The organism is Erwinia sp. INIA01 (assembly GCF_025947915.1).
Taxonomy (GTDB): Bacteria; Pseudomonadota; Gammaproteobacteria; order Enterobacterales; family Enterobacteriaceae; genus Erwinia; species Erwinia coffeiphila.
The window spans coordinates 1-24,472 of record NZ_JAPDNC010000008.1 but is presented as its reverse complement, the minus strand read 5'-3'; the positions used below and the strand labels follow the sequence as shown (position 1 = coordinate 24,472).

The window sequence follows — 24,472 nt, the reverse complement described above, 5'->3', positions numbered from 1 at the left end:
GCAGTAGTGTTGAGAAAAAAATCAGTGTTCTTCAGATGCCATCGACAGATAGACAATCGTTAAGACCATGAAAATGAAAGCTTGCAGCGAAATGATCAGGATGTGGAAAATGGCCCAAGGCACATTCAGAACCCACTGTGACCACCACGGCAGCAGGCCGGCAATCAGGATAAAAATCAATTCACCCGCGTACATGTTTCCGAACAGTCGCAGACCCAGAGAAACAGGCTTGGACAGCAGGCTCACACCTTCCAGAATCAGGTTGACCGGAATAAAGACGGGGTGGTTGAAGGGTTGCAGAGTCAGCTCTTTACTAAAGCCGCCAATGCCTTTCATCTTGATGCTGTAGAACAGAATCAAAACAAATACGCCAAGCGCCATCGACAGCGTAACGTTCACGTCTGCGGAAGGCACCACACGCAATGCTGGCAGCCCAAAGACATGTTCACCAATGTATGGCAACAGATCGATTGGCAGCAGATCCATGAAGTTCATCAGGAATACCCAGACGAAAATCGTCAGGGCCAGCGGAGCGATAAGTTTGCTTTTGCCGTGGTACATATCGCGAACGTTGTCGTCAACAAAGCCAACAACTAACTCGATAGCGGCCTGTAACTTGCCCGGTACACCGCTGGTGGCTGACTTCGCGACTTGGCGAAACAGCACCAGGAATACCAGTCCCAGCACCACAGAGAAAAACATGGAGTCGATATTTAATAACCAGAACGTCGCCGGAGCGTCGTGCGGATTCACTAGCTCGAAGGTACGCAGGTCCAACTGAAGGTGCGTCAGGTGGTGACCTATGTATTCTTGCGGCGTAGAGATTTCTCCTGCAGCCATGATGCCCTTACCCTTTGTTGTTGATTACAGCCGGTGCGACGATTTGCACAATCAGCACCGATAACCAGGCCAGTCCCAGCGGCGTAAACGCCGCCTTAAACACACCCAGCGCCACGATTAGCATGAGAATAGTAACGACCACTTTCAGCGCCTCGCCGAAGACGAACGTCCAGGCAAGCCGACCTGTTACTTCATGTCCCGCCTGGTGGCGCCAGGCAAAAATCATAAACAGCATGTTTGGCAGCCAGGCTGCCAGTCCACCTAACAGAGCGGACACGCCCCAGGTCAAATCTTTAAGGGCAAACAGCGCACCGATTAAGACGAATGTCACCAGCTGTAACATCAGCACGGTTCGGGCAAATTTTACTCTGTAAAGGGACACTGACATGACGCTGAAACTCTCCTGCCCCGCTCGGGCTATGTCGCGTGTCGTATAAAACTGCCTTTACTCATTTGAGTCAAGCAGCAAAAAACGTGCAAATTATACGGGGCGCACCTGTGATTTCAATGGATAAGTAGAGAAAAGGTGAACAATTATTTAAAATTCTTTCCAGCGGCCTATTTTCCGAAACAAATGACTTCCATCCCATTCGTCCATTTTTCTGAAATACACAGGCTAATTTGCTCACAAAGCGTGCGGAAGATCACAAATTAGTAATATCCTTTCCGGTATAGAAACAAGATTGATGCTAATAATTATTACTGAGACAGAAGTAATACATTTAATATCAATCACTTAAATTCGTTCTATTAGCAAAACAGATTGTTATCTTGATTAAAACCGCTTATTGACATCGCCAGCAAATATTTAACAACTTCAAAGCCATTACTTACGAGAATTTATTAAGAAGATATATTTTCCCATGTGACTATTCTCTATCTAAAATGCCATGGATAAGGTGATCGTTGTGATAATAAATTGTGAACAGAGCGTTAAATGTAAACGAAGTTGTCAGTGCGTTTCCGCGCTCTGATTTAACGCTATAGCAACAGCTCCGTCCAGGCTGATTGGTCCGAAAAAAATAAAAAAAGATGACCGGCTAAAACTCAGCAACGAGCGTATCTCCTCAAATGCACAAAAAAATCATACAAATTCAAGGGTTATTAACTGATAGTACCTTGAATTAGCGTCTCCCAACAGGGTAAAAATGGCGAAAAAAAAACCGCCAGCATCAAAAGTGGCGGTTTTTTTCACTTAAAAAGTCAGCCCTTTGGCGAAATGACCACCAGATGGCGCTCGCCTTCCAGTTCAGGAACGACAAGGGAGGCAATTTTTTCGACGACGAATCCCACCGGTAGCGCAGCAATTTCATCCTCGGGTAGCAGGCCTTTCAGCGCATAGAAACGCCCCTCAGAGCCTGGCAGATGATGACACCAGCTGACCATATCGTTCAACGATGCGAATGCGCGACTAATCACGCCATCAAACGGGGGTTCAGCAGGAAAATCTTCAACACGGCTTTGTACCGGAGTAATATTCTCCAGTTTCAGTTCATGCTGCACCTGACGCAAAAAACGCACGCGTTTACCCAAGCTGTCCAACAGGGTGAAATGAGCCTGAGGACGTACAATAGCCAGCGGCACGCCGGGAAGCCCGGGGCCGGTACCCACATCGATAAAACGTTCACCTTCCAGATGTGGTTCTACCACGATACTGTCGAGGATATGGCGCACCAGCATCTGTTCAGGATCGCGGACGGAGGTCAGGTTATAGGCCTTATTCCATTTGTGCAGCATATCCACGTAGCCAATCAACTGTTGTTTTTGCAGATCGGTCAGGGAAATGTTGGCGCTCTTAAGCAGGGCGGAGAGTTTGTTGATCACAGGCGATGGTCCAGAAAATTAAGATTTACGGCAGCAGAAATGCCGGGCAGGGGCGGATAGCATCCGCTCCTGTCGATGTCGTTACGCGCTTTTACGCAGTAGTCCCTGCTTTTTAAGATAAATAAGCAGAATGGAAATCGCCGCAGGCGTGACGCCGGAAATACGCGAAGCCTGGCCGATCGATCCCGGTTTGTGATCGTTGAGCTTGGCGATCACTTCGTTGGACAGACCGCTGACCTGGCGATAATCCAGCTCCACCGGCAGCAGCGTATTTTCGTTACGTTGCTGTCTGTCGATCTCTTCCTGCTGACGTGCAATATAGCCTTCATATTTAACCTGAATTTCAACCTGCTCGGCGGCCTGCTCATCGCTGAGCGCCGGAGCGAAAGTGCTCAGCGTCATCAACTGTTGATAAGTCATTTCCGGGCGACGCAGCAGATCTTCTCCGCTGGCCTCTTTGGTCAGAGGCGCACTGATAACCGTATTGATCTCATCAACGGTCGCGGATTTCGGGTGAACCCAGATATCTCGCAGGCGCTGACGTTCCAGCTCAATGCGCTCCAGTTTTTCATTGAAGCGCGCCCAGCGGGCGTCATCAACCAGTCCCAGCTCACGACCGGCAGCGGTCAAACGCAGATCGGCGTTGTCTTCACGCAGCATCAGGCGATATTCAGCACGAGAGGTAAACATGCGGTACGGTTCTTTGGTACCCAGCGTGCAGAGATCGTCAACCAGCACACCAAGGTAAGCCTGATCGCGGCGCGGTGCCCAGCTCTCTTTATCCGCAGAGAAGCGACCGGCATTCAGACCGGCCAGCAGTCCCTGAGCAGCGGCTTCTTCATAACCGGTGGTGCCGTTAATCTGTCCGGCAAAGAACAGGCCCTGAATATATTTACTTTCCAGCGACGGCTTCAGATCGCGCGGGTCGAAGAAATCGTACTCAATGGCGTAGCCAGGACGCACGATTTTGGCATTTTCCATCCCCTGCATGGAACGGACGATCTGCATCTGCACGTCAAACGGCAGGCTGGTGGAGATGCCGTTTGGATAGATTTCATTACTGGTCAAGCCTTCCGGTTCAAGGAAGATCTGATGCGCGTTACGATCGGCAAAGCGCATCACTTTGTCTTCGATCGACGGACAGTAACGAGGACCGATCCCTTCGATGATCCCGGCATACATCGGGCTGCGATCGAGGTTGTTACGGATCACATCGTGGGTTTTCTCATTGGTGTAGGTGATGTAACACGGCACCTGCTGTGGATGCTGAGCCACATTGCCCATGAACGAGAAGACCGGCATCGGCGTATCACCGTGCTGGGTTGCCAGCACTGAAAAATCTATCGTGCGGGCATCAATACGCGGAGGCGTACCGGTTTTTAAACGGTTAACGCGCAGCGGCAGCTCACGCAGGCGGCGCGCCAGCGGAATGGATGGCGGATCGCCGGCACGGCCACCGCTGTAGTTATCCAGTCCGATATGGATTTTGCCATCGAGGAATGTCCCGACAGTCAGCACCACGGCTTTTGCACGGAACTTCAGGCCCATCTGGGTAACGGCACCGACGACGCGATCGTTTTCAACAATCAGATCCTCAACCGCCTGCTGGAAGATCATCAGGTTTGGCTGGTTCTCCAGCGCAGTGCGAACCGCCTGCCGATACAGCACGCGATCCGCCTGAGCGCGAGTTGCCCTGACGGCTGGCCCTTTGCTGGCGTTTAGTATCCTAAACTGAATACCGGCCTGGTCAATGGCATGGGCCATCAGCCCACCCAGTGCATCCACTTCTTTAACCAGATGTCCTTTCCCGATACCCCCGATCGCCGGATTGCAGGACATCTGCCCGAGCGTATCGATGTTGTGGGTTAATAACAGGGTTTGTTGACCCATACGGGCAGCTGCCATTGCAGCTTCGGTTCCCGCATGACCACCACCGATTACGATGACGTCAAAAGGATCTGGATAAAACATGGTACTGCACCTCGCGGTTTGTGCGATTAAGGGATCGTTGCCTGGGGCGTGAATTCTACTCAACTTTAGACGACGGGGAAAGCGGCGGGATCTTCACGTATTAAAAAGAAGATCTTTTTTATTTAAAGATCTCTTTATTAGATCTTCTATTAGGATCGTCCTGGTCTGTGGATAAGCGCTTTTTGCTGATAACGATCAATCGATTAGGAAGGATCATTAGCTGTGAATGATCGGTGATCCCGATCCGTATAAGCTGGGATCAAAATACTATGTTATGCACAACCACAGGCAAGGTATAAAGTTGTTCTTGGGATAACAACCGGTTATTACCGTGATTTAAGTATGTTTATCCACAGATGAATGCTGATAAACCAGGCGAAAAAGCACATAATTTACAAAACTCACGGGCTGAAAACGGCGATCGGACGGATCTAACCGTCGATCTCAGCCCGATCGATGTGATATTTAGATCGACTCTTTCCAGGTTTCCACCCAAACACCGGCAGGATCTTCCGGAATTTCGTGCTCGAGGACGTCGATTTTCAGGCAATCGCCAATACGCTTAGCGCCCAGAGAGCTTAGCAATGTCTCAAACTGATCGATGGCACCACAAAACAGATCGTATTCACGGTTACCAATGCCTACCGCACCGTAACGCAGGTTACTCAGATCCAGCTGTTGTTCTTTTAATGCATCAAAGAACGGCTGGATATTTTCAGGCAGTTCACCAGCACCGTGGGTGGAGGTCACCACCAGCCAGATCCCTTCAGGCTTCACTTCATCCAGTTCCGGACCATACAGCGTCTCGGTGGTATAACCGGCCTCGTTCAGCTTCTCTGCCAGATGATCGGCAACGTATTCCGCGCTGCCTAAGGTGCTGCCACTGATTAAGGTAATGTCGGCCATGATGGATCCCTGAGTCACAAAGGTGGGCATTGTACTCTGTGATCAGGCTGGGATCTACCTGTGGGTAAGTAGGGATATTATGCAGATACTACATTAAGCACTCAGGAAAACATCTGTGCATAAAATGATTCACAGGATCGCCCGGAAATTGCCGCGGGGAGGGAGGACAAGCGCCCGATCAGGGCTTAATTGCCCTCATAATTGGGTTCTGCAGCGAGATCAGCGTTTCCGTGGACTGAATTTCATCAATCGTCTGGATCTTGTTGATCAGTACCTGCTGTAACGCATCAATAGATCGGCACATCACCTTGATAAAAATACTGTAATGCCCGGTGGTGTAATAAGCTTCCACCACTTCATCAAGTGCTTCAAGACGAGCCAGTGCAGAAGGGTAATCCTTCGCGCTTTTGAGAATAATGCCGATAAAACAGCAGACGTCGTAGCCCAGCTGCTTCGGATCGATTTCAACCCGCGTGCCTTTAATGATCCCCGCCTGCTTCATCTTTTCTACGCGCACGTGGATGGTTCCTGGGCTGACGTTGAACTGCTTTGCCAGCTCGGCGTAGGCGGTACGGGCGTTGTCCATCAGGGCGATCAGAATGCCGCGATCGAGGTTATCGGGCTGCATGTTTTCGGGCATAGTGGCTCCATGATTATTAGCGGGTGCCTGGAATAGCGTTACTGTGCGGGATCGTGAAGGCGATGGCAATCGATTGAAAAAAACCGCAGGCAGTGGGATGCCTGCGGGATAGGGGAGATCAGCGTTTACGCCACAGCGTCAGCTGCGCCAGCGTATGCTGGTATTTACGCGCCGTTTCGCGAATGACAAACGGAATGTCCTGTGCGGGTGCTATCTCTTCAAAATCCGCCGCCAGCAGTCGTTGCAGTGCCTGGTAAGTGGTCAGGGCTTCCCCGTTCTCACGGACCCCTCCAAGCCAGTTTTCCTTCGGCGTATACTCCTCCAGCCAGGTATAGGGCGAGGAGAGCATCAGTATGCCGCCGCTGCGGATCATGCCGCTGATATCCTGCAGGAAGCGTTTGGGCTGGCGTAACCGGTCGATCAGGTTTGAGGCCAGCACCAGATCGTAGTGTTCCGGCTGCGGCTTCAGATTGCAGGCATCGCCCTGTACGAACTGAATGCGGCTGGCCTGCTGAGTGTCCAGACCAAAATCTTTCAGCCTGACCTGGCGATACTCCACCAGATCGCCCTCTTCCTGGGTGACATAGCGGAAGTCTTCACCACCGGTCAGCTGCAGCGCGACGTCAATAAAACGCGCCGAGTAGTCCATGCCCACCACCTGCTCGAAATGGCGCGCCAGTTCAAAGCTGGCGCGTCCGGTGGCACAGCCGATATCCAGCGCGCGCTGACGTTTATCCGTCAGCCCGCAGGCGATTTCCACCAGCGCACGTGCATAGTTGGCCACGCCGAAATATTCCGGACCGTACTGGAAATCCAGATACTGCGACACCATCGTGTCGGTTTCGTACGGGTTTTGCGCCATGGTTTCCTGATGGCTGGAGACGACGTAGCGGAATCCCGCATGCTGGAAGAAGTGGCGGCGGAAGGCATAACGCGCAGATTTCAGTGCCTCGTTACCGGTGGAGATCCAGCTGCCGCCTTTGATCAGCGCATGTTTGCCGTCAAAGGTTGGCGTGGAGAAATCGTCGTACAGCGGATGCACGCGAAACCCTTCAAAGCCGTTAATCGGCGTGGTGGTCCACTGCCAGACGTTGCCGATTGGGTCGAAGAAATCCCCCTGGCTAAAGCGATCGACCGGGCAGGAGGAGGCCCAGTAGGCCAGATTGATATTGCCCGGCGCGGTGTCCCAGTCGGGCTGATCGCCGGCGACCTGTTCGCGCAGCAGCATCCACTCACTTTCTGCAGGAAGCTGGATGGACTTACCGGTTTCCTCTGCTTTCCAGCGACAGAAGGCCGCGGCCTCCAGCTGGTTCACTTCGGCGGGCCAGTCCCACGGCATCGGCACTTCTTCCGTCATCAACCGCAGACGCAGGCTATCCGGCTGCCCGGCGCTGCCGATCCAAAACGTCGGCATCGTGGCTTTGGAAAACGCCCGCCAGCCCTCGCCCTCTTCATCCCACCAGCGCGACTGCTGGTAGCCTCCTGCCGCTACAAAAGTGAAGAATTCGGCGTTGCTGACCAGCATTTTACTGGCGCGGAAGGGCTTCACTTCACTGACCTGCGTGCCGTATTCGTTGTCCCAGCCGTAGGTCGGGTCGGTTTTGCCCTGGGTGACGCGGCCACCGGCGACGGCAATAAGCGAATTTTCCGGCACCGCCAGACGATCGTGGCGGGCTTCGGTACAGGCGGGCCAGTGGGGCTGAGTCTTAACCCATTCGATCGGCAGCTGGCGAATCAATACGCTGGAGGTTTCCAGATGGATGCGCTCATGTTCAATCCCCATCAGGATCACCCACGCCGGGCTGTCCCAGCCAATTGGCAGCGACAGCGGCATCTCTGCAATAAACTGCTCTACCCGGCTACGAACCTTACCGCGATAGTCACGCAGTTCGCTGACCGACGGCCAGCTGTAGTGGCTGTTATCCAGATCGTCCCAACTCATTTCATCAACGCCGATCGCCATCATGGCTTCGATCCGATCATCAACTCGGGCGTCAATCAGCCTGCCTGCCATGAGTTTATTAATGTAGAAGGTGGCGGTATGGCCAAAATAGAAGATTAGCGGATGGCGCAGCGGGATCGCTTTGTTGTAATACGCCCGTTCATCGGCCAGGCAGTCAAACAGGCGCTCGTAGAGTTCCCAGGTCTGGCGGAAGTAAGCGAGCAGCTGCTGGCGTTTTTGTTCGGGGTCGCTGCCGTCAAGAAGTAGCGTGCGGGTTGGTGCGGGAAGCCCGCTCTGATGCTGTTGTTGTGCTGTCACGTAATGCTCCCATCTGCCGATTGGCTAAAGCCGATATATGACTATAGCAAATAAGGTTTGCCGTATTTTGCGCAAAGGGCTGAGGGAAGAGGACTAGCGCTGCCAGCGGCGCAGAAGGCGGCTTTTTAGTCCGGTGTCAAAACGCCAGATATGGTTGAAGATACGCATGATGGCCGGTTTTCCATGATCGGACATGGCAACGGCATGAAAACGCTGCTGCTGGCGATTCTGGTGGTCGCGAACGCGTTTAACCAGCTCTTCCGGCAGGCGCTGGGCGATAAAATCGGAGAGGATCACCGCATCGGCATCCTGCCACGGGCTGCTGCTGAGTTTTTTTAATACTTCGTCCAGACAGGCGGCAAGATCGGTGCCGCCGCGAAAGCGCTGGCTGAGAAAACGGATCGCCTGGCTGATACCGTCTCCGGCGGTCAGCTCATAACCGATGACTTCATGCGCGAACAGCATAATATAGCAGCGGCGGTTGTCCGCCAGCGCCACTTTCAGCAGCGCCAGACAGAAGGCTTTTGCACAGCGCTCGTTAAATCCGCCCATCGATCCGGATGTATCGACGCAGACAATAAAGGGGCCTCGCGGTTGCTCATCATGATGCTGATGAACGACGGGCCGCTCGGTGATCTTATCGTGCCAGCTCTCGCCCTGCAGGCGATAGGTCAGCAGGCGCTTTTCCACCAGCCGCCGGTAAAACTCGAATTCCAGTTCGCTGATGCCGAGGGTAGCCAGCTCCGGCGGCAGCAGGCGCAGGATATCATCGCTTTGATGCAGCCCGTTGACCTCTTCCGGTACGCTTTCCGGTTCGCGCACCAGCTGGTGGAAGGCTTCCAGCGGCGCCTCTTCCGCCTGCACGGCTTTGGCTTCGCGGCTGCGGCCCAGCTGTTCGGCCAGTTTCATCAGCTCGGGCTGCCCCGCCAGAAAATCACCGTACTGCACAATCAGCTGATAATCCTCACGCTGCAGCGAGCTGCGGGTGAGATCCCACAGTCTGCCTGCGGCGGCTTCATCATCGCTGGCCAGTACCGGGGCCAGCTGGCCGCTCATCGCCATTCGATGCTGTAGCTCGGCCAGCAGCTTGTCGCGCTCCTGGTCCAGCAGCTGCTGGTTCAGCGACAGGGTTTGCAGGGTCAGGCTCAGCCGCCAGCGCTGGAGAAACAGCGTCTGCTGAGCCGGGCTCAGATGACCGATCTCCGTATGCTCCACCAGGTGACGGGCTTTCTCTGCAAAGGGCGAGTGGTTGGTATCCAGCCACTGCAACAAAGCGGGCAGCTGCGCGCTGAATTCGTGGGAGTTAAGCGTCTGGAAGTGCTGGAAGCGGCTGAACTCTTCGGCAACATCGTCGGGAACCGGGGTCGATTTGAGCTGTTGCAGCACGCTCGCTTTCCAGTTGGGCAAATCGCGAGTCAGGGCATTTTTCAGCCCCGGGAATTTTTTGAAAAAAGCGGCCAGCTTTGGCGAGGCCAGCATGGCGATGGCCACTTCTTCGATCAGCTCGTTTTCGCTGATGGTCAGCAACATACTCAGTGTATCGAGTGAGATCACTGCCGCGCCTGCTTCAGCTGTTCGGCCACCTGCTGCAGGCTGTCCTCAACGCGAGCCAACCAGTCATCGCTGATAAACAGACAGCGATGGTGCTGACTGAATAGCGTGCGCTGGGCACGAAGTTGAGTATCCAGCTCATCCAGCGCCTGAATAATCTCTTCCGGCAGCGCCTGCTGGAGTTTACCGGGCAGCATCAGCCGCGTGCTTTGCAGACTGATATCACGCAGCGTCAGGCACTCCTGAGCGTCCACGTGCAGATCCAACATCTGCGCAAAGCCGATGCCATTCAGCTTGCCGCGTACCTCTCCCCCTTTTTGCAGCCAGTGATGCAGCGCCTCGCGGGCCAGAGTAACGTGCGTAACCTGCATATCATGCAGCGTCAGCGGCTTTTGTAGCATCAGGGTCAGCTCATCGGCCGACAGCGCGGCGGGCAGCTCGAAATGCGGCTTGCGGCTGAACATGCCGCCGTGTTTCTCCAGGCGAATGGCCTGCTCCACGCTCTGCTGCTGCTGAAGCGCCAGGCGGCGGGTGTTAATCTGCTGGAGTTTGATCAGGATCGGTTGCTGCTGCCACGCCTGCTGGGTCAGCAGATTATCAATTTCGCGATCCAGCAGTTTCATCGAATTCACGTCATGCCACAGGCAGTCTTTCAGCAGGATCAGATCGATCGGCGCGATAGAATTGCGCCCGCTGTAAAAGGCGCTGGCCTGCAGCAGATGAATGGCTTTTTTCCAGCGGCGGTCGGAGATATACGGCGCTTCTGGCTGATTTTCTAACTGCTGGCGCAGCTGGAAGATCAGCTCGAAGACATCATCCGGCAGGTTAACTTTGGTAATGCCCTGCTGCCAGGCCAGATACTCCTCGTCGCTGATGCACAGTGATTCCGCCACCGGATTCTGATTTTCATCCTGCTGGTGGGTCAGCAGGCTGCGGAAATTCTGCTTCTCGTGGACGTTATCCAGCCACAGGCGGATCAGCATGCGGTCATACAGCGCTTCCAGCCCGCTGTCCGCTTCCGGCAGTTCGTTAGAGGCGGTCACCAGCAGCCGCATCGGGATTTTTTCTTCGTTGTCGCCGTTGCGGAAACGGCGTTCATTAATGGCGGTCAGCAGAGTATTGAGGATTGCCGGGCCCGCTTTCCAGATCTCATCCAGGAAGACGATTTCCGCATCGGGCAAGTAGCCTTTGGTCAGGCGCTGATAGCGGCCTTCATCCTTCAATGCCTGAATGGACAACGGGCCAAACACCTCTTCCGGCGTTGAGAAGCGTGTCATCAGATACTCAAAGGCGCGGGAGTGCTGAAAAGCAAACTTCAGGCGTCGGGCGATCAGGCTCTTGGCGATGCCCGGCGGCCCCAGTAAAAAAACGCTTTCGCCACATAGCGCGGCAAGAAGGCAGAGCCGAATCGCGTGATGGCGTTCGTAAAGTCCTTTCTCTAATGCATTGCTCAGGCGGGAAATACGCTCCGCCAGTAAGTGAGACTGGGCCATAATCAAACATCCATCCTTTTTCTACGGTCAGGCCAGCATCGTGGCTGGCGAGCGCAAACACTACTGACTATGATGCTTGAAAGAGTTGATAGCAGTCAGCTTTTTTATTATCAAAGGGTGACACTGGCCATTGAAGTTAGTTCCGTTTGGGCGATATCCCGTCAATAAACAATAGGCATTCGTGATGAATCATGCATACTGTGCGCTTTTTGATAGCCAGGTAAACTGTGCGCAATCCCGCGCTGGCCGGCTGCAACAAAAGATTAACCTATGAGCTCTGACAAAAAGCAGTCCCTTGGTGCCGTTACTCTTGCCGCAATCGGCGTGGTCTACGGTGATATCGGTACCAGCCCGCTGTATACCCTGCGCGAATGTCTGTCGGGACAGTTCGGCTTTGGCGTAGAGCGCGATGCGGTATTTGGTTTCCTCTCCCTGATCTTCTGGCTGTTGATCCTGACGGTATCCCTCAAGTACATCACCTACGTCATGCGCGCGGATAACGCCGGTGAGGGCGGTATTCTGACGCTGATGTCGCTGGCCGGGCGCAATACCGGCGGGCGGGCAACCGCAATCCTGCTGATTATGGGCCTGATTGGCGGCAGCTTCTTCTATGGCGAAGTGGTGATAACCCCGGCGGTATCGGTACTGTCGGCGATAGAAGGGCTGGAGATTGCCGCGCCGTCGCTCGACAGCTATATCGTCCCGCTGGCCATCGCGGTGCTGACTCTGCTGTTTGTGATTCAGAAACACGGCACCGGCATTGTGGGTAAGCTGTTTGCGCCAGTGATGCTGGTGTGGTTTATCGTACTGGCGGTGCTGGGGGCGCGCAGTATCCTCAATAATCCGGATGTACTGCAGGCGATGAATCCTTACTGGGCGGTTCACTTCTTTATTGAATATAAAACCGTGTCCTTCTTTGCGCTGGGTGCCGTGGTGCTGGCGATTACCGGGGTGGAAGCGCTGTATGCGGATATGGGCCACTTTGGCAAATTCCCTATCCGACTGGCGTGGTTTATTGTGGTGCTGCCGTCGCTGGTGCTGAACTATTTCGGCCAGGGCGCGCTGCTGTTGGCACATCCTGAAGCCATCAAAAACCCGTTCTTCCTGCTGGCACCTGACTGGGCGTTGATCCCGCTGCTGCTGCTGGCGACGCTGGCCACGGTGATCGCCTCTCAGGCGGTGATTTCCGGGGTATTCTCACTCACGCGTCAGGCGGTTCGTCTGGGCTATCTGCCGCCGATGCGTATTGTTTATACCTCAGAGCAGGAATCCGGCCAGATCTATATTCCGGTGATCAACTGGCTGCTGTTTGTTGCCGTGGTCATCGTGATTATCGGCTTTAAGCACTCCAGCAACCTCGCTGCGGCTTACGGTATTGCGGTGACGGGCACCATGGTGCTGACTGCCATTTTGTGTACAACCGTGGCGATCAAGAACTGGCACTGGAATCGCTATCTGGCACTGCTAATCCTCGTGGCCATGCTGTGTATTGATGTGTCACTGTTCTCGGCAAACCTGGTGAAGGTTTTCTCCGGCGGCTGGCTGCCGCTGGCGCTGGCGCTGGTGATGTTTGTGATTATGACCACCTGGAAAAGCGAACGCTTCCGCCTGCTGCGCCGTATGCATGAGCACGGCAATTCGCTGGAGGCGATGATCGCCTCGCTGGAGAAATCGCCGCCGGTCAGGGTACCGGGAACCGCAGTGTATATGTCGCGTGCGCTGAACGTGATCCCCTTTGCCATGCTGCATAATCTTAAGCATAACAAGGTACTGCATGAACGCGTGGTGCTGCTGACGCTGCGTACCGAAGATGCGCCGTACGTGCATAATGTGAAACGCGTGACAATTGAGCAGCTTTCCCCGACCTTCTGGCGCGTGGTGGCCAGCTACGGCTGGCGCGAAACGCCAAACGTCGAGGAGATCTTCCACCGCTGCGGTCTGGAAGGGCTGAGCTGCCGGATGATGGAAACCTCGTTCTTTATGTCCCACGAATCGCTGATTATCGGTAAACGACCGTGGTATCTGCGCCTGCGCGGCAAGCTGTTCCTGATGCTGCAAAAGAACGCCCTGCGCGCGCCGGATCAGTTTGAAATCCCGCCTAACCGGGTGATTGAGCTGGGTACGCAGGTCGAAATATGATGAACGGGCGCGGTCTGAACATGACTGCGCCCTACAGCCACACCGTCACGACTAATCCACCCTCATCCCGATTCTTCAGCGTGACCCCCATACCGTGCAGCCGGGCAATATGATGAACGATCGATAATCCCAGGCCGCTGCCGGACTGCTGCTGACCGGGAGGGCGATAGAAACGCTCCCCGATGCGCGGCAGCAGATCTGCCGGAATACCCGGGCCGTTATCGCTTATCGTCAGGCTGTTCTCCGTTAGCGCCAGTGCCACCTGGCTACCCTCTGGCGCATAGCGGATAGCGTTATCCAGCAGATTGCGCACCAGCAGAGCCAGCAGCAGCGGGTTTGCCAGCCGCCTGAGCGGTTCTTCCGGTGCATCCAGACTGAGATCGATTCCTTTTTCCCGCGCCTGTTCATAGTGCTCGACCACGGCCTGCTGCAATAGAGACTGCATTTCCAGCGACTGTTTTTGCAGATCCTGGCCATTATCCAGCCGCGAGAGGATCAGCAACTGATCCACCAGCCGCGTGGCGCGCTCGATACCGATATCCAGATTACTCAGTGCGTGGCTGAGCGCAGCGGTATCGTCGTGGGCCAGCTGTGCCACTTCGGTCTGGACCTTCAGCGCCGCCAGCGGGCTGCGCAGTTCGTGGGCGGCATCGGAGGTAAAGCGCCGCTCGCGCAGCAGCATTGCACCGATGCGGGCAAACAGCTGGTTAAGCTCGTCCAGCAGGGGACGAACTTCCTGTGGGACGCGCTCAGCTTCGAGCGGTGCGGCATCATCCGCCGCTCGCTGGCGGAGCTGTTGCGCGATGTACTTGAGGGGTTTAAGTTCGTGGCTGACCAGCCAAAGCATCAGTAGCAGCATCACCGGCAGCGCCAGCAGCCAGGGGCTGAGACTGGCGTGTACCAGATCGCGGGTCATATCATCGCGGTATTCCCACTCCTGGCCCACTGCCACGATATAGCGGCCGTCCGCCGTGGTGAGCCACACCAGCCGCCACATATCGTCATCATCTTTTAATCTGCCGTCGGTAAAGCCGTCACGCTGATAGCTAAAGGGGAAATCTTTGCCATTATCACCGTCATTGAGCAGCATTTTCCCTTCGCGGCTGAACACGGCGAAGGCCAGCGCATCATCTTCCTGATCGCCGCGATGATGGCGCAGCAGCTTTTTAGTTTTTGGCAGGGTGAGAGGATCGTTACTCAGTCGTTCAGGATTAATCGCCGCCAGTCGTTTAGCAAACAGCATCTGCTGGGTATCGAACAGCTGGTTAATGTTGTGCCGCGTTTGCCACCAGCCACCCACCGCGGCCGCTCCCCAGCACAGAATACTCAGTAGTAGAAAACCGACAGTCAGCCGCAGCCGCAGGCTTCTTTTTTTCATAATGCCCCCAGCGTGTAGCCAACGCCGTGAACGGTACGGATAAATTCACTGCCGAGTTTTTTGCGCAGGTGGTGGATATGCACCTCAACCGCATTGCTTGAGACATCTTCATCCCAGCCGTAGAGCTTTTCTTCCAGCCGGGCGCGGGTTAATACCCGGCCAGGGTTGAGCAGAAACAGCTCCAGCAGTGCCAGCTCGCGCGCTTTCAGTTCCAGCGGCTTACCGTCCAGGGTGACGCTGTGGGAAGCCGGTTCCATCATCACCCTGCCGTGCTGCAATATGGGCTGTAGCTGGCCGTGGCGTCGACGGATCAGCGCCTGCAGCCGTGCCGCCACTTCGGTGAGGGCAAAAGGCTTGCACAGATAGTCGTCGGCCCCCTGCTGCAGGCCATCGACCCGTTGCTCAAGGGCATCGCGGGCGGTCAGGATCAGCACCGGCTCATCGCGGCCCTCCTGGCGCCACTGGCGCAGGATCTCCAGGCCATCGATCCCCGGCAGGCTGAGGTCCAGCACCACGGCATCGTAGGGTGCTGCGCTGAGGGCGAGCAGGCCATCATTTCCCTCAGTAAACCAGTCAACGCTAAACCCCAGCTTGCCCAGTCCGGCTTTTATCCCGTCGCCAATCAGGCGGTCGTCTTCAATCAGTAAAATTCTCATCGGCTTATCCTTGGCTGTTAGCGGTTTTATACGGAATGAGGATGCCGCTTGTACAGGGACGATCGGCGAAATTGCCTGAATTTACGCAATAAACAGAAATAAACTCATCAGCTGATGTTCCTTAAGATCCTGTTAAGAAGCGTTTGTTTTAATCACTTTCAGAGACCCTCCGGCAGTGGAACGCTGCCTCCGTTCAGGAAGAAAGGTGATAAAGATGAACATGAAAAAAACAGCTGCATTACTGGCGATTACCGCCCTGATTTCTACCCCGGTTCTGGCCGTACAGGGAGGCGGCTTTGTCGACCCGAATGCGCCGACCTCCGTCGTTCAGAAAGGGGGCTTTAGCGGGCCAAATGGTACGATGGTGACCGTAAAACAGGCGCAGGATATGAAAGACGACGCCTGGGTAACGATGCGCGGTAATATCGAGAAGCGTATCGGTGATGAAGACTATCTGTTTCGCGATGCCACCGGCACTATGACGGTAGAGATTGACCACAAGCGCTGGGAAGGCCAGACCGTCGGCCCTAAAGATAATGTCGAACTTCAGGGCAAGTTGGATAAAGACTTTAACTCCCTTGAGCTGGATGTGAAGCAGATCAGAAAACTCAGTCAGTAAGGCTGACTCATTCCCGGTAGCGCGAGCGATAAACTATTCTTCCAGCATCGGCGGAAAACGCTGTTTTCTGGAGGATTATCTCGCGCTGTTCCGCAAGGCAATCATTCATATCAAAATCCCCCCAACTTTCTTTCTGAAGCCCCTTTGACCCCGTAAATTCATCTTCGTGCAACGACAGCGAAACGTTTCGATGGCGATCACATTTTCACGATCTGGCGATTGTTTTCCCCTGGCCGTTGCTTAAACTGCAGTCAGCGAAACGTTTCGCTCTGGAGTGAAAGATGAAAAAAGGCACCTTACTGAATTCTGATATTTCGTCCGTGGTTTCCCGCCTGGGACATACTGATAGCCTGACCATCGGCGATGCTGGCCTGCCTGTCCCGCATGGCCCGCAGCGCATCGATCTTGCGCTGACTCACGGTATTCCCAGTTTTTTGCAGGTAACCAAAACGGTCACTGAAGAAATGCAGGTTGAGAGCGCCATCCTTGCGGAGGAGATTTTGCAGCACAATCCGCAGCTCCACAGTGAACTGATCGCTCTGCTTAAATCCTTGCAACAACACCAGGGTAATACCATTAGTATCAGCTATATCAGTCACGAACAGTTCAAACAACAAACACAACGTAGTAAGGCTGTTATTCGCAGCGGGGAGTGTTCTCCGTATGCGAATATCATCCTTAACGCTGGCGTGACCTTCTGAGGCCGTTATGCAACCTTTACTGCAACTGAAAGGCATTGAGAAATCCTTCCCTGGCGTGAAAGCGCTGTCGGGGGCTGCACTTGCCGTTTATCCTGGCCGCGTCATGGCGCTGGTGGGGGAGAACGGTGCAGGTAAATCCACCATGATGAAAGTCCTGACCGGGATCTACGCTCGTGATGCCGGTAGCTTTGAGTGGTTGGGTAAAGAAACAACGTTCAACGGGCCGAAGGCGTCGCAGGAAGCGGGTATCGGCATTATCCACCAGGAACTTAACCTGATCCCGCAGCTCAGTATTGCGGAGAATATTTTCCTCGGTCGCGAGTTCGTTAATCGCTTTGGCCGTATTCAGTGGAAAGCGATGTACGAGAAGGCGGACGCGTTGCTGAAACGCCTGAATCTGCGGTTCAGCAGCCACAAGCTGGTAGGCGATCTGTCGATCGGCGATCAGCAGATGGTTGAGATTGCCAAAGTGCTGAGCTTTGAATCTAAAGTCATCATTATGGACGAGCCAACGGATGCGCTGACCGATACGGAAACCGCCTCGCTGTTTCGCGTGATCAACGAGCTGAAAGCGCAGGGCTGCGGCATTGTGTATATCTCCCACCGCATGAAAGAGATTTTTGAGATCTGCGATGACGTGACTATTTTCCGCGACGGTCAGTTTATTGCCGAGCGGGAGGTTAACTCGTTAAGCGAAGAGTCGCTGATCGAAATGATGGTCGGTCGCAAGCTCGAAGAGCAGTATCCGCGCCTGGACAAAGCACCGGGTGATATTCGCCTGAAGGTGGAAAACCTGAGCGGTTCCGGCGTTGACGATGTCAGCTTTACTCTGCGTAAAGGAGAGATCCTTGGCGTGGCGGGCTTGATGGGCGCTGGCCGTACCGAATTAATGAAAGTGCTGTACGGCGCACTGCCGCGTTCAGCCGGAACCGTAACTCTGGACGGCAAAGCGGTAGTAGCGCGTTCGCCAGAAGAAGGGCTGCTCAACGGTATCGTCTATATCTCTGAGGACCGCAAGCGCGATGGTCTGGTGCTGGGGATGTCGGTAAAAGAGAACATGTCGCTGACCGCCCTGAAGTATTTCAGCCATACCGGCGGTCGTCTGAAGCACGGTGAAGAGCAGCTGGCCGTCGGGGACTTTATCAAGCTGTTTAACGTTAAAACCCCTTCGATGAATCAGCCGATCGGCCTGCTTTCCGGCGGGAATCAGCAGAAGGTGGCTATTGCCCGTGGCCTGATGACCCGGCCTAAGGTGCTGATCCTGGATGAACCGACTCGCGGCGTGGACGTTGGCGCGAAGAAAGAGATTTATCAGCTAATTAACCAGTTTAAAGAAGAGGGGCTGAGCATCATCCTCGTCTCTTCTGAAATGCCGGAAGTGCTGGGTATGAGCGACCGCGTGCTGGTGATGCACGAAGGTCGCCTGAGCGGTGACTTCCCGATTGAACACGCCTCGCAGGAAATTCTGATGGCGGCGGCAGTAGGCAAACAATACAGCGCGGAGCTGGCATAACTATGAGTACGCAAACAATCCCTTCACGCCGCCTGATCAGTAAGGCATGGCTGCTTGAACAGAAATCGCTGATTGCACTGCTGGTGCTGATCGCCATTGTCTCCAGCATGAGCCCGAACTTTTTCACCGTGGCGAACCTGTTCAATATTCTGCAACAGACCTCGGTTAACGCCATTATGGCCGTGGGGATGACGTTGGTTATCCTGACCTCGGGCATCGATCTGTCCGTCGGTTCGCTGCTGGCGCTGACCGGCGCGGTGGCGGCATCGATCGTTGGCCTGGAAGTGAATGCGCTGGTGGCGGTTGCCGCTTCGCTGGCGCTGGGCGCCCTGATCGGCGGTATTACCGGTACGATTGTCGCGAAAGGCAAGGTTCAGGCGTTTATCGCCACGCTGGTGATGATGCTGCTGCTGCGCGGGGTGACCATGGTGTACACCAACGGCAGCCCGGTGAATACCGGCTTTAGCGACAATGCGGATCTGTTCGGCTGGTTCGGTATTGGCCGCCCGCTGGGTATCCCAACGCCGGTCTGGCTGATGGCAATTGTCTTCTTTGCCGCATGGTACATGCTGCATCACACCCGTCTGGGTCGTTACATCTATGCGCTTGGCGGTAACGAAGCGGCGACCCGCCTTTCAGGCATCAGCGTGAATCGGGTAAAAATCACCGTTTATGCATTGTGCGGCATGCTGGCTGCGCTGGCCGGAACCATTGAAGTCGCGCGTCTTTCTTCCGCACAGCCAACGGCGGGAACCGGCTATGAGCTGGATGCGATTGCGGCCGTTGTACTCGGCGGGACCAGCCTCGCTGGTGGCAAAGGACGTATTATGGGAACGCTGATCGGTGCGCTGATCCTTGGTTTCCTCAACAACGGGCTGAACCTGCTCGGTGTCTCTTCTTACTACCAAATGATCGTCAAAGCTGTAGTGATTTTACTGGCGGTGCTGGTAGACAACAAAAGCAGTAAATAACTGATTACCCTACAGGATTAAGAACATGAAAAAACTGACTGCACTGGCTTTACTGTTAGGCGCTACCCTGAGCACCAATGCGCTGGCAAAAGACACTATCGCGCTGGTGGTATCCACGCTGAACAATCCCTTCTTTGTCTCGCTGAAAGATGGGGCGCAGAAAGAAGCCGATAAGCTGGGCTATAACCTGGTGGTGCTGGATTCACAGAATAACCCGGCGAAAGAGCTGGCGAACGTGCAGGACCTGACCGTTCGCGGCACCAAGGTTATGCTGATTAACCCAACCGATTCCGATGCGGTGGGCAATGCGGTGAAAATGGCTAACCAGGCGAACATCCCGGTGATCACGCTTGACCGCGTCGCGACGCAGGGCAAGGTTGTCAGCCATATCGCTTCTGACAACCGCGCAGGTGGTAAGCAGGCCGGTGAATTTATTGCTGAGAAGCTGGGTGATGGCGCAAAAATTATCGAACTGCAGGGGATTGCCGGTACGTCAGCCGCGCGTGAACGTGGTGAAGGTTTCAAACAGGCCGCCGATGCGCATAAATTTAATATCCTCGCCAGCCAGCCGGCCGATTTCGACCGCACCAAGGGCCTGAACGTGATGCAGAACCTGCTGACCGCACATCCAGATGTACAGGCGGTGTTTGCCCAGAATGATGAAATGGCGCTGGGTGCATTACGCGCATTGCAAACTGCCGGTAAATCTGGTGTGGTGGTTGTGGGCTTCGACGGCACGCCTGATGGGGTGAAGGCTGTTGAAGGCGGCAAACTGGCCGCGACCGTTGCTCAGCTGCCGGAGCAGATCGGCTCTATCGGTGTAGAAACTGCTGATAAAGTACTGAAAGGTCAGAAAGTCGACGCGGTAAATCCGGTAGACCTGAAGCTGGTTACCAAATAAATCAAAGAAAAGCATGGCACGCGCCACCCTCGGGTGGCGCACTTATCTGGACGATTCCCCATATGAAAAATACCGGCAAACTGGCTGTTCTTGGCAGCATCAACGCAGATCACATTCTTAATCTGGCGCAGTTCCCGCGCCCGGGTGAAACGGTGATCGGGAAGCAGTATCAGGTCGCATTTGGTGGAAAAGGGGCGAACCAGGCCGTTGCTGCCGGGCGTAGCGGCGCGGATATTTCCTTTATTGCCTGCGTGGGTCATGACGATATTGGTGAACGTATCCGCAGGCAGCTGGCGGACGATCGTATTGATGTGGCTCCGGTGATTGCCGTTGAGGGTGAGTCTACCGGCGTGGCGCTGATTTTTGTCAATGGCGAAGGTGAAAACACCATCGGCATTTATGCCGGTGCGAATGCGGCGTTGACGCCGGAGCGTGTGGCTCAGCATCAGCAGGTGATTGCCGACGCTGACGCATTATTGATGCAGCTTGAGTCGCCGCTGGAAAGCGTGCTGGCCGCTGCGCGCATTGCCCATCAGAATCAGACCCGGGTTATTTTGAATCCGGCCCCGGCAACGGCGCTTTCCGATGAACTGCTGTCGCTGGTGGATATGATTACCCCAAATGAAACAGAAGCGCAGATCCTGACTGGCGTGTCAGTAAAAACCGATGAGGATGCGGCGAAGGCTGCGGCAGTGCTGCATGCTAAAGGGATTGAATCGGTATTGATCACCCTCGGTAGCCGCGGTGTGTGGTTGAGCGAGCAGGGCAACGGCCAGCGTATTCCAGGATTCCGCGTAGAAGCGGTGGATACGATTGCTGCTGGCGATACGTTTAACGGTGCGTTGATTACCGCACTGCTGGAGAAAAAGCCGATGGCCGAGTCGGTGCGCTTTGCTCATGCTGCTGCGGCTATTGCCGTCACGCGCCACGGTGCTCAGCCCTCTGTACCCTGGCGTGAAGAGATCGACAGCTTCTTGCAATCGCAGGGGTAAACGTGGCCACTATGAAAGATGTCGCCCGACTTGCGGGCGTCTCAACCTCTACCGTATCCCACGTGATTAACAACAATCGATTCGTCAGCGAGACGATCCGAGAGAAGGTCACTTCGGCAATCAGCGAGCTGAACTACGCGCCGTCAGCGTTGGCTCGCAGCCTGAAGCTGAATCAGACCCGCACTATCGGCATGCTGTTGACCGCCAGCAGCAACCCGTTTTACGCGGAAGTGGTGCGTGGCGTTGAACGCAGCTGTTATGAGCGCGGTTACAGCCTGATCTTGTGTAATACCGAAGGGGATAAGGACCGTATGGATCGGAGCCTGGAAACGTTGCTGCAAAAGCGCGTTGATGGTTTGCTAATCATGTGCACCGAAAGCCATCTGCCCTCCGCCGAGATCCTTGGCCGCTATCCTTCTATTCCTTCGGTGATGATGGACTGGGCACCGTTTGAAGGCGGCAGCGACATCATTCAGGACAACTCGTTGCTGGGCGGAGAAATGGCGACTCAGCATCTGATTTCCCGCGGTTATACGCGCATTGCCTGTATTGCCGGCCCTCAGGACAAAACGCCAGCGCGCCTGCGCCTTGAAGGCTATCAACGTGCGATGGCCACGGCGGAGTTGCCGATCCTGCCCGGATATATTGTTGACGGTGATTTTGAGTTTGAAGGTGGCTTCAACGCCATGCAGCAGCTGTTAACCCTGGACCCGCGACCTCAGGCGGTATTTACCAGTAATGATGCTATGGCCGTTGGCGTTTATCAGGCGCTCTTCCAGGCCGGGATGACCATTCCACAGGATATGGCGGTGATGGGATACGATGATATTGAGCTGGCGCGCTATATGACGCCGCCTCTGAGCACTATCCATCAGCCGAAAGACGAGCTGGGTGAGCTGGCGATTGATACTCTGCTGCACCGGCTGAGTAGCCCCGATGCCAGCCAGCAGCTGTTGGTGCTGACACCGGAACTTATGGCGCGTGCTTCGGTGGGTGAACGCTAAGCCTTCTTCTTTTTATCGCGGTCGCTGATCAGGTTGCGGCCGTCTCCCGGTTTCAACAGCAGGAACACCAGCGCGGAAATCACGGTAATGATCCCCATTGTCAGGAAGGTGGCGTGGAAGTGCTGGAAGGTTGTGCCATCGAAGTTTTCATAAAAGCGCAGGACCGCCGCGCTAACCGCTACACCAAAACCAATCGCCAGCTGCTGCGTTACCGCCAGCATGCTGTTGCCGCTGCTGGCATTGGCATCGGTTAAATCCGCAAGGGTGATGGTGTTCATCGCCGTAAACTGGGTAGACATCGCCATCCCGAGAATAAACAGCGGGATTAACATTGCCAGCACGCTCCAGCTCGCTGATTGCAGGGAAAATGACGCAATCAACACGCCGATAATCACACTGATACCGACCAGCGTTTTACGATAACCAAACCAGCGCAGAACTCTTGTGACCAGTGATTTTGCCAGAATCGATCCCAGCGCCGTCGGGGCCATCATGCATCCGGCGATCAGTGCGGTATAGCCAAAGCCAACCTGTAACATCAGCGGCATAAGAAAAGGAATACAGCCGGTTCCCAGACGAGAGGCGATATTACCAATGATGCCGACGGAGAACGTGCGGGTTTTAAACATTGGCAGCGGCAGCAGCGGCGAAGGGTGGCGGCGGGCATGCACTATATATAGAAGAAGAAGGACAATCCCTCCGACCAGGACACTTAGTGCGATAAGGCTGGAGACGACCCGCTCGCCAAACAGCTCGATGCCGCTTGAGATCCCAACCAGTCCAAGACCGAACAGCAGGAAGCCTGTCAGATCGAACCGCCGTTTCGGCGTAGTGAAATCCGGCATGTATTTGCGCGCATAGATAATGCCGAGGGCCCCAATCGGGATGTTGATGAGAAATATCCAGTGCCAGGTTGCCCATGTGACCAATACGCCCCCCAACAGAGGGCCGAGTACCGGGCCAATCAACCCGGGCATGGTGACAAAGTTGAGCACCGGCAGCAGTTCGCTGCGTGGATAGGCCCGCAGCAGGGCCAGCCGCGCCACTGGCATCATCATCGCGCCGCCGACCCCCTGGATAACGCGAGAGATCACCAACATGCCCAGCGAGTTTGATAGCGCACAGGCGAGGGAACCGAAAGAGAACAGGAAGACGGCAACGATAAACACCTTTCGCGTGCCAAAGCGATCGGCCAGCCAGCCGCTGACGGGAATCAGCATGGCGACGGTTAAGGTGTAGCTGATGACGGCCGACTGCATGGCCAGCGGTGAACGGTTAAGACTGTGGGCTATAGCGGGCAGAGCGGTGTTGAGAATGGTGGCATCAAGCGCCTGCATAAAGAACGCCATGGCGGCGATCCATGGAAGTCCGGCCATACTGCGCGCGGATTTTATCATTGGTCGTCCTTTTTTATTTGGAAGCCAGCAGAAATCTGCCTGCGGTGCAGCAAGAATAGCATCCCACATCTCAATTTTGTGATGGGCGTCTGCTGTTTTCTGGTCATAGCCGGGTGATTATTAATCGTCTGTTGTATTCTTTTTATTCATTTGGTTAAAAATAAGACGCTTGGTAATTTATTTGCAATAAAAACTTGCCAGCCACCAGAAAATCCCTATACTTCGCCTCCACTGACACGGAACAACGGCTTACAGGCCAGCGTGTTAGAGGTTCAGGAAGTTGTCTGAACCGCCGGAAGAAACTTCTCAAAAAGAAGTTGACTCCGAAGGAGGAAAGCGTAATATACGCCACCTCGCAGCAGGAAGCCTCGGCACTGACTGCACTGCTCTTTAACAATTTATCAGACAATCTGTGTGGGCACTCGCAGGATTGATATCAACGTCTCCGGACGTAAAAAATATCAAGTCTCACGAGTGAACACATAATGAAATTCATTATGACGTTTTACAGATGAGCATCGCTGAACTGGTTTCAGCAAATCAAGCTTTTAATTGAAGAGTTTGATCATGGCTCAGATTGAACGCTGGCGGCAGGCCTAACACATGCAAGTCGAACGGTAGCACAGAGAGCTTGCTCTCGGGTGACGAGTGGCGGACGGGTGAGTAATGTCTGGGAAACTGCCCGATGGAGGGGGATAACTACTGGAAACGGTAGC

Annotated in this window: 20 protein-coding genes and 1 rRNA gene; 9 read left to right on the top strand and 12 right to left on the bottom strand. The window is 54.7% G+C overall.

What is annotated here, in order from left to right; genetic code table 11:
- Positions 1-21 precede the first annotated feature (21 nt).
- The 9 genes from atpB to ravA form a co-directional block, all read right to left on the bottom strand.
- Positions 22-840 (bottom strand): F0F1 ATP synthase subunit A, encoded by an 819-nt coding sequence (atpB, locus tag OMR58_RS14930; protein WP_264546307.1) that lies wholly within the window; start codon positions 838-840, stop codon positions 22-24.
- Between the two features lie 7 nt (positions 841-847).
- Positions 848-1,228, bottom strand: coding sequence for a F0F1 ATP synthase subunit I (gene atpI, locus OMR58_RS14925; RefSeq protein ID WP_264546306.1), 381 nt, complete (start codon positions 1,226-1,228; stop codon positions 848-850).
- Between the two features lie 815 nt (positions 1,229-2,043).
- Positions 2,044-2,664, bottom strand: a complete 621-nt coding sequence (rsmG, locus tag OMR58_RS14920; protein WP_264546305.1) for a 16S rRNA (guanine(527)-N(7))-methyltransferase RsmG — start codon at positions 2,662-2,664, stop codon at positions 2,044-2,046.
- Positions 2,665-2,745: 81 nt separating this feature from the next.
- Positions 2,746-4,635, bottom strand: coding sequence for a tRNA uridine-5-carboxymethylaminomethyl(34) synthesis enzyme MnmG (mnmG, locus tag OMR58_RS14915; RefSeq protein WP_200560619.1), 1,890 nt, complete (start codon positions 4,633-4,635; stop codon positions 2,746-2,748).
- A 465-nt stretch (positions 4,636-5,100) separates the two neighbouring features.
- Entirely contained in the window at positions 5,101-5,541 is a 441-nt protein-coding gene (mioC, locus tag OMR58_RS14910; RefSeq protein WP_105595280.1) for an FMN-binding protein MioC, read from the bottom strand.
- 178 nt (positions 5,542-5,719) lie between these two features.
- Positions 5,720-6,181, bottom strand: a complete 462-nt coding sequence (gene asnC / locus OMR58_RS14905; protein ID WP_105595279.1) for a transcriptional regulator AsnC — start codon at positions 6,179-6,181, stop codon at positions 5,720-5,722.
- A gap of 118 nt (positions 6,182-6,299) precedes the next feature.
- The gene (ovoA, locus tag OMR58_RS14900; RefSeq protein WP_264546400.1) at positions 6,300-8,462 is read right to left on the bottom strand and encodes a 5-histidylcysteine sulfoxide synthase; all 2,163 of its coding nucleotides are present in this window, start codon (positions 8,460-8,462) and stop codon (positions 6,300-6,302) included.
- Positions 8,463-8,534: 72 nt separating this feature from the next.
- Positions 8,535-9,995, bottom strand: coding sequence for an ATPase RavA stimulator ViaA (viaA, locus tag OMR58_RS14895; RefSeq protein WP_264546304.1), 1,461 nt, complete (start codon positions 9,993-9,995; stop codon positions 8,535-8,537).
- Entirely contained in the window at positions 9,992-11,485 is a 1,494-nt protein-coding gene (gene ravA / locus OMR58_RS14890; RefSeq protein ID WP_200545831.1) for an ATPase RavA, read from the bottom strand. Before ravA ends, viaA begins: the two co-directional genes overlap by 4 nt.
- Before the next feature lie 270 nt (positions 11,486-11,755).
- On the opposite strand from ravA, the gene kup reads away from it, so the two are divergent.
- The gene (gene kup / locus OMR58_RS14885; protein WP_205067531.1) at positions 11,756-13,624 is read left to right on the top strand and encodes a low affinity potassium transporter Kup; all 1,869 of its coding nucleotides are present in this window, start codon (positions 11,756-11,758) and stop codon (positions 13,622-13,624) included.
- 31 nt (positions 13,625-13,655) lie between these two features.
- Here kup and qseC read toward each other — a convergent pair whose 3' ends face one another.
- Both qseC and qseB read right to left on the bottom strand, forming a co-directional pair.
- Positions 13,656-15,002 (bottom strand): quorum sensing histidine kinase QseC, encoded by a 1,347-nt coding sequence (gene qseC / locus OMR58_RS14880; RefSeq protein ID WP_264546303.1) that lies wholly within the window; start codon positions 15,000-15,002, stop codon positions 13,656-13,658.
- Complete coding sequence (gene qseB / locus OMR58_RS14875; RefSeq protein ID WP_264546302.1) at positions 14,999-15,658, bottom strand: quorum sensing response regulator transcription factor QseB; 660 nt, start codon at positions 15,656-15,658, stop codon at positions 14,999-15,001. The genes qseC and qseB overlap by 4 nt, the downstream gene beginning before the upstream one ends.
- Positions 15,659-15,878: 220 nt before the next feature.
- On the opposite strand from qseB, the gene OMR58_RS14870 reads away from it, so the two are divergent.
- The 7 genes from OMR58_RS14870 (at position 15,879) to rbsR (ending at position 22,359) form a co-directional block, all read left to right on the top strand.
- Positions 15,879-16,277 (top strand): YgiW/YdeI family stress tolerance OB fold protein, encoded by a 399-nt coding sequence (locus OMR58_RS14870; protein ID WP_105595331.1) that lies wholly within the window; start codon positions 15,879-15,881, stop codon positions 16,275-16,277.
- Positions 16,278-16,558: 281 nt separating this feature from the next.
- Positions 16,559-16,978: a D-ribose pyranase gene (gene rbsD, locus OMR58_RS14865; RefSeq protein WP_264546301.1), complete on the top strand. Its 420-nt coding sequence runs from the start codon at positions 16,559-16,561 to the stop codon at positions 16,976-16,978.
- 7 nt (positions 16,979-16,985) lie between these two features.
- Positions 16,986-18,491, top strand: coding sequence for a ribose ABC transporter ATP-binding protein RbsA (rbsA, locus tag OMR58_RS14860; RefSeq protein WP_264546300.1), 1,506 nt, complete (start codon positions 16,986-16,988; stop codon positions 18,489-18,491).
- 2 nt (positions 18,492-18,493) lie between these two features.
- Entirely contained in the window at positions 18,494-19,462 is a 969-nt protein-coding gene (gene rbsC / locus OMR58_RS14855) for a ribose ABC transporter permease (RefSeq protein ID WP_105595270.1), read from the top strand.
- A gap of 25 nt (positions 19,463-19,487) precedes the next feature.
- A complete protein-coding gene (gene rbsB / locus OMR58_RS14850; protein WP_105595269.1) occupies positions 19,488-20,363 on the top strand; it encodes a ribose ABC transporter substrate-binding protein RbsB in 876 nt (291 codons plus the stop codon).
- A gap of 62 nt (positions 20,364-20,425) precedes the next feature.
- Positions 20,426-21,355, top strand: a complete 930-nt coding sequence (gene rbsK, locus OMR58_RS14845) for a ribokinase (protein ID WP_264546299.1) — start codon at positions 20,426-20,428, stop codon at positions 21,353-21,355.
- A 2-nt stretch (positions 21,356-21,357) separates the two neighbouring features.
- On the top strand, positions 21,358-22,359 hold the full coding sequence (gene rbsR / locus OMR58_RS14840) for a ribose operon transcriptional repressor RbsR (RefSeq protein ID WP_205067537.1): 1,002 nt from the start codon (positions 21,358-21,360) through the stop codon (positions 22,357-22,359).
- Here the strand turns inward: rbsR and mdtD are convergent.
- Positions 22,356-23,756 carry a multidrug transporter subunit MdtD gene (gene mdtD / locus OMR58_RS14835; protein WP_264546298.1) on the bottom strand — a complete coding sequence of 467 codons (1,401 nt, stop codon included), beginning with the start codon at positions 23,754-23,756 and terminating at the stop codon, positions 22,356-22,358. The two genes, rbsR and mdtD, sit on opposite strands and share 4 nt — an antisense overlap.
- Before the next feature lie 549 nt (positions 23,757-24,305).
- On the opposite strand from mdtD, the gene OMR58_RS14830 reads away from it, so the two are divergent.
- Positions 24,306-24,472, top strand: a 16S ribosomal RNA gene (locus OMR58_RS14830); the annotation flags it as partial.

Coding starts and splice junctions, on each gene's coding strand:
- OMR58_RS14870 (WP_105595331.1), top strand. CDS start 15,879: ATGAAAAAAACAGCTGCATTACTGGCGATTACCGCCCTGATTTCTACC.
- atpI (WP_264546306.1), bottom strand. CDS start 1,228: ATGTCAGTGTCCCTTTACAGAGTAAAATTTGCCCGAACCGTGCTGATG.
- rbsD (WP_264546301.1), top strand. CDS start 16,559: ATGAAAAAAGGCACCTTACTGAATTCTGATATTTCGTCCGTGGTTTCC.
- rbsB (WP_105595269.1), top strand. CDS start 19,488: ATGAAAAAACTGACTGCACTGGCTTTACTGTTAGGCGCTACCCTGAGC.
- qseB (WP_264546302.1), bottom strand. CDS start 15,658: ATGAGAATTTTACTGATTGAAGACGACCGCCTGATTGGCGACGGGATA.
- ravA (WP_200545831.1), bottom strand. CDS start 11,485: ATGGCCCAGTCTCACTTACTGGCGGAGCGTATTTCCCGCCTGAGCAAT.
- mdtD (WP_264546298.1), bottom strand. CDS start 23,756: ATGATAAAATCCGCGCGCAGTATGGCCGGACTTCCATGGATCGCCGCC.
- mnmG (WP_200560619.1), bottom strand. CDS start 4,635: ATGTTTTATCCAGATCCTTTTGACGTCATCGTAATCGGTGGTGGTCAT.
- rbsC (WP_105595270.1), top strand. CDS start 18,494: ATGAGTACGCAAACAATCCCTTCACGCCGCCTGATCAGTAAGGCATGG.
- rbsA (WP_264546300.1), top strand. CDS start 16,986: ATGCAACCTTTACTGCAACTGAAAGGCATTGAGAAATCCTTCCCTGGC.
- atpB (WP_264546307.1), bottom strand. CDS start 840: ATGGCTGCAGGAGAAATCTCTACGCCGCAAGAATACATAGGTCACCAC.
- qseC (WP_264546303.1), bottom strand. CDS start 15,002: ATGAAAAAAAGAAGCCTGCGGCTGCGGCTGACTGTCGGTTTTCTACTA.
- kup (WP_205067531.1), top strand. CDS start 11,756: ATGAGCTCTGACAAAAAGCAGTCCCTTGGTGCCGTTACTCTTGCCGCA.
- rbsK (WP_264546299.1), top strand. CDS start 20,426: ATGAAAAATACCGGCAAACTGGCTGTTCTTGGCAGCATCAACGCAGAT.
- asnC (WP_105595279.1), bottom strand. CDS start 6,181: ATGCCCGAAAACATGCAGCCCGATAACCTCGATCGCGGCATTCTGATC.
- mioC (WP_105595280.1), bottom strand. CDS start 5,541: ATGGCCGACATTACCTTAATCAGTGGCAGCACCTTAGGCAGCGCGGAA.